Source organism: Streptomyces sp. TRM68416 (assembly GCF_014596915.1).
GTDB lineage: Bacteria > Actinomycetota > Actinomycetes > Streptomycetales > Streptomycetaceae > Streptomyces.
In genome coordinates, this window is sequence record NZ_JACVWU010000056.1 from 1 (window position 1) to 3,897 (window position 3,897).

A 3,897-nucleotide genomic window follows, 5' to 3' on the forward strand; every position below is an offset into this window, starting at 1 on the left:
TCGGCGAGGTTGTCGCGGCTGGCCAGGGTGAGAGGATGGTCGGGACCCAGGACGCGAGTGCAGTCGTCGAAGGTCTGCCGGTGCAGCTCGGCCGCCCGCGCAAACTCCCCCATCCCGACCAGGGCGGTGGCGAGGTTGTTGCGGCTGGCCAGGGTCTCGGGGTGGTCAGGGCCCAGAACGCGGGTCTGGGTCTGGAGGAGTTGCTGGGACAGCGCGGGCAGCAACGGGTGGGCGACTGCTGCATACAGCTCTAGGACCAGGCTGTCCAAGGTGCCATGGGCTGTGGGGAGGGTTGCGTCGGTGGTGTGGTGGAGGAGCAGTGGCAGGTGGGGGGCGAGGAGGCGGGCGGCGGGCGGCGGGCGGCGGGCGGCGGGCGGCGGGCCACCCTGATGGTCCTGCCTGTGTGGCGTCGTGAACGGCTTCGATGAGCCGTTCGGTCAGGGCCTGGTGCCAGGCGGTGCGGTCGGGGGTGTCGGCGGCCAGGGCGAGGGGGCTGATCTCCCTTACCAGGGGATGCAGGACCAGCTGGGCTGGGTCGTCATCGTTCTCTGCCGTTGGTGATGTCCGGGGTGCGGAGTTGTCGGGCAGGCCGAGCAGGCCGTAGCGGTACAGGCCGGCGAGAGCTGCTTCCACACCCACGATGGTGGCGGGATGTCCGGACGCGGCGGTGAGCAGGCCGGGGGTGATCAGGAACAGAGGGATGGGGGCCGGTGCGAGCAGGGCCAGGATCCGCAGCAGCGGGCGGGCCAGTGTGTGGCCTTCGGCCGCGAGCTGGTCCAGGGACACTTCCCAGGTGTGGCGGACTACCGTGCGGGCGATGGCTGGGTTGGAGGCGTCGGGGTGCTCGGCGCCCAGCAGCGTGTCCAGTTCGGTGTCCAGGGCCTGCCGGTAGTGGTCGAAGGAGCGGTAGCGGCTGGTGGGGGCGGCCAGGTAGCGGCCGGCCGCGTGCAGGGCGAGCGGCAGCCTGCCCAGCCGCTCCGCCAGTTCCCGCGCCTGCTCCTCGGTCCCGGCCCGAGGGGCCGCATCCAACAGAACCTGCCCGGCGTCGGGGACGGCCAGAGGTTTCAGCGGCAGCAGCTCCGCGCGCGGCCCCCAGGTCTCGGTGCTGGTGTCCCGGGAGGTGATCAGCAGCAGGCCGCCGCCGTGCGGGCGGATCCAGCCCCGGTAGTGCGCCACCGTCTCGCCCTCCGGGCCGACCCCTCGCGGCTCGTCGATGTTGTCCAGCACCAGCAGCCACAGGGGTGTTGCTGAACCCAATCTCCGCCGACGCTCCCCACGAGGACGACGACTGACGCCTGCCTTCCACCGCACCGGGTCAGACGCGACCGCCTTCCCTAGCGGTTCGGCCAGCGATGCGGATCGTCTGACCGGTGCCCTTCCGGTCTTTCGTCACAGATTGTGCAGACGCCGGGAAACAGGAGTGCATCGCGGTAGGTGTGAGGGAAGCCGCCGGGGCCGTCGCACTCGCTTGCCGCGACTGTCATGCAGTCTCTGCCGATCCAGCACCGGCCGCAGCAGTCGTGATCGGTCATGTATATGTGGTTGATCTTCTTGCTGCACCCCTTGTGACTGCATCGGTAGTAGCCGCCCGCATGGTTGGTATACATGCGGGTGACGGGTTCTTGGTCGGTGCTGTCGTCAGAGTCGTCACAGTCGGGGTCGAGGTCGGCCGCGCGAGGGTTGGAGAGCGCGACGGCGACGATGCCTCCGACCACCGCAACAACCACGCCGCCGATCACAGCCAGTTTGCCAGCGCCCCCAAGGCCGTTCCATCCGTCAGCGATGCGCCGGCGCAAGGGCTTCTTCCCATCGCTGCCTTCTGGCGGCGGGTCGGCCTGTGTGTCCTCCGAAGAGGGTTCCGGGCGGTGCGTTTCTTCGTCGGAGGCCATGCGGGAAGCCTAGGGCGCTTCTGATGGCTCTTGCTGGGGTGGGTGGATCAGTGCTTGGGCTGGGCAGGGGCGTCTTATGGTGCGGCGGCATGAACTGACGGACGCGCAGTGGCAGAAGATCGAGCCGCTACTGCCCGTCAATGGCAACCCTGGCGGGCAGTGGGCTGATCACCGCAGAGTGATCAACGGGGTGTTGTTCCGGGCCCGTACCGGTGTGCCCTGGCCGGATCTGCCGGAGCGGTACGGACCGTGGCAAACCCTTTATGAGCGGCATCGCCGCTGGTCGGCGGACGGGACCTGGCAGCAGATCCTGGCAGAGTTACAGATCGAGGCCGGTGCCACCGACCCCGATGGCCAACTGGCCAAGGCCATCGAGGAGGAGACCCGGCAGCGCACCCAGGAATGGGCGGTGAACATCGACTCCACCTCCTGCCGGGCGCACCAGCACGCGGCCGGAGCCCGCCACCGGCCACCGCGCGACTTCCCGCAAAAGGGGGCGGTGCGCGTGTGGAGGCCGATGGGCGGGAGGCGCTGGGACGCTCACGGGGCGGACTGACCAGCAAAGTCCATCTGCTGTCCGACGACCGGGCCCGGCCGCTGACCTGGCAGACCTCTCCCGGTCAGCGGGGCGACAGCCTCATGTTCGTCCCTGTGCTGGAGGGCTTACGGATCCGGCGCCGCGGGCCGGGCCGACCTCGGGGCCGCCCGGACCGGGTCCGCGGCGACAAGGCGTACTCCAGCCGCGGCAACCGCCCTTATCTGCGCGGACGGGGAATCAAGGCAACCATTGCCCAGCCCGACGACCAGCGGGCCAAGCGCCGGCGCAAGGGCCGGGCCGGCGGACGTCCGCCGGCCTTCGACCAGACGCAGTACCGCCGCCGCAGCGCCGTCGAGCGGTGCGTGAACAAGTGGAAGCAGTTCCGCGCTGTCGCAACGCGCTACGACAAACGCGACTACATCTTCAACGGCACCCTGACCGTCACAGCGGTCGTCATCTGGCTCCGAGACATCATCCAAGAGCCATCAGAAGCGCCCTAGTTGTGCTGTCCCGGGACGTTGGTGACAGGCGACACGCCTTGAGTGGTCCTTGAACGGGGCGAGGGCCTCTGGGTTCGGTGTGGATTGCGAGATCTACAACCGACGCCCAGGAGGCCCTCGTTGTCCCACCGTAACGCCCCGCTGACGCCGACCGGCAGGCTGCGTCTGGCCCGGTGTGTCGTCGAGGACCGCTGGCCCGTGCGGCGGGCCGCGGAACGCTTCCAGGTCAGCCACACCACCGCCGCACGCTGGGCCGGACGCTACCGGAAGCACGGAGCCGCCGGGATGCAAGACCGCTCCAGCCGCCCCCACCACCAGCCCCGCCGCACCCCGGACATCGTTGAGGAACGAGTCGTGCGCCTACGCCGCGAGCACCGCATCGGACCGGTGCGGCTGGCCGCCCGCACCGGCATCGCCGCCTCCACCGCCCACCGCATCCTGCACCGTCACGGCCTGCCCGTCCTGGCCGCCACCGACCGGGCCACCGGCGAACCCGTCCGCCGCTACGAACGAGCCCGCCCCGGCGAACTGGTCCACATCGACGTCAAGAAACTCGGCCGCATCCCCGACGGCGGCGGCCACAAGGCCCTCGGCCGGGCAGCCGGCCGCAAGAACCAGGCCCGCACCGGCCACGGCTACCTCTACCTGCACACTGCCCTGGACGACCACTCCCACCTGGCCTACACCGAAGACCTGCCCGACGAGAAAGCCGCCACCTGCGCGGCCTTCCTGCACCGGGCTGCCGCCTGGTTCGCCGCACGTGGTGTGACCGTCGAGCGGGTGCTGACCGACAACGCTTGGGCCTACACCAAGAACACCTGGCGCGACACCTGCCACGACCTGGGCATCAGCCCCCGCTGGACCCGCCCCTGGCGGCCCCAGACGAACGGCAAGGTCGAACGCTTCCACCGCACCCTGCTCGACGAATGGGCCTATCTGCGGCCCTACAACAGCAACACCGAACGCAGCG

At 70.0% G+C, this 3,897-nt stretch carries 5 protein-coding genes; 2 read left to right on the forward strand and 3 right to left on the reverse strand.

Annotated elements, in window-relative coordinates; genetic code table 11:
- From ICC28_RS39785 to ICC28_RS39790, 3 genes are all read right to left on the reverse strand, one after another.
- Nucleotides 1-224 (reverse strand): tetratricopeptide repeat protein (locus ICC28_RS39785; RefSeq protein WP_223190786.1); only part of this gene is annotated, 224 nt, incomplete at its 3' end.
- On the reverse strand, nucleotides 166-1,257 hold the full coding sequence (locus tag ICC28_RS41010) for a hypothetical protein (protein ID WP_223190788.1): 1,092 nt from the start codon (nucleotides 1,255-1,257) through the stop codon (nucleotides 166-168). The genes ICC28_RS41010 and ICC28_RS39785, both read right to left, overlap by 59 nt.
- 77 nt (nucleotides 1,258-1,334) lie before the next feature.
- On the reverse strand, nucleotides 1,335-1,889 hold the full coding sequence (locus tag ICC28_RS39790) for a hypothetical protein (protein WP_188293754.1): 555 nt from the start codon (nucleotides 1,887-1,889) through the stop codon (nucleotides 1,335-1,337).
- A gap of 76 nt (nucleotides 1,890-1,965) precedes the next feature.
- Here ICC28_RS39790 and ICC28_RS39795 point away from each other — a divergent pair.
- Both ICC28_RS39795 and ICC28_RS39800 read left to right on the forward strand, forming a co-directional pair.
- Nucleotides 1,966-2,927 (forward strand): IS5 family transposase gene (locus tag ICC28_RS39795; protein WP_411158645.1). Its coding sequence is split into 2 segments (ribosomal slippage): nucleotides 1,966-2,380 and nucleotides 2,380-2,927, totalling 963 coding nucleotides; the frame shifts between segments, so codons are not numbered across the junction.
- A gap of 120 nt (nucleotides 2,928-3,047) precedes the next feature.
- The coding region (locus ICC28_RS39800) for an IS481 family transposase (protein ID WP_188293755.1) at nucleotides 3,048-3,897 on the forward strand (850 nt) is incomplete at its 3' end.

What these genes read in the sequence shown, in the direction of transcription:
- ICC28_RS39790 (WP_188293754.1), bottom strand. Translation starts at nt 1,889, where the DNA reads ATGGCCTCCGACGAAGAAACGCACCGCCCGGAACCCTCTTCGGAGGAC.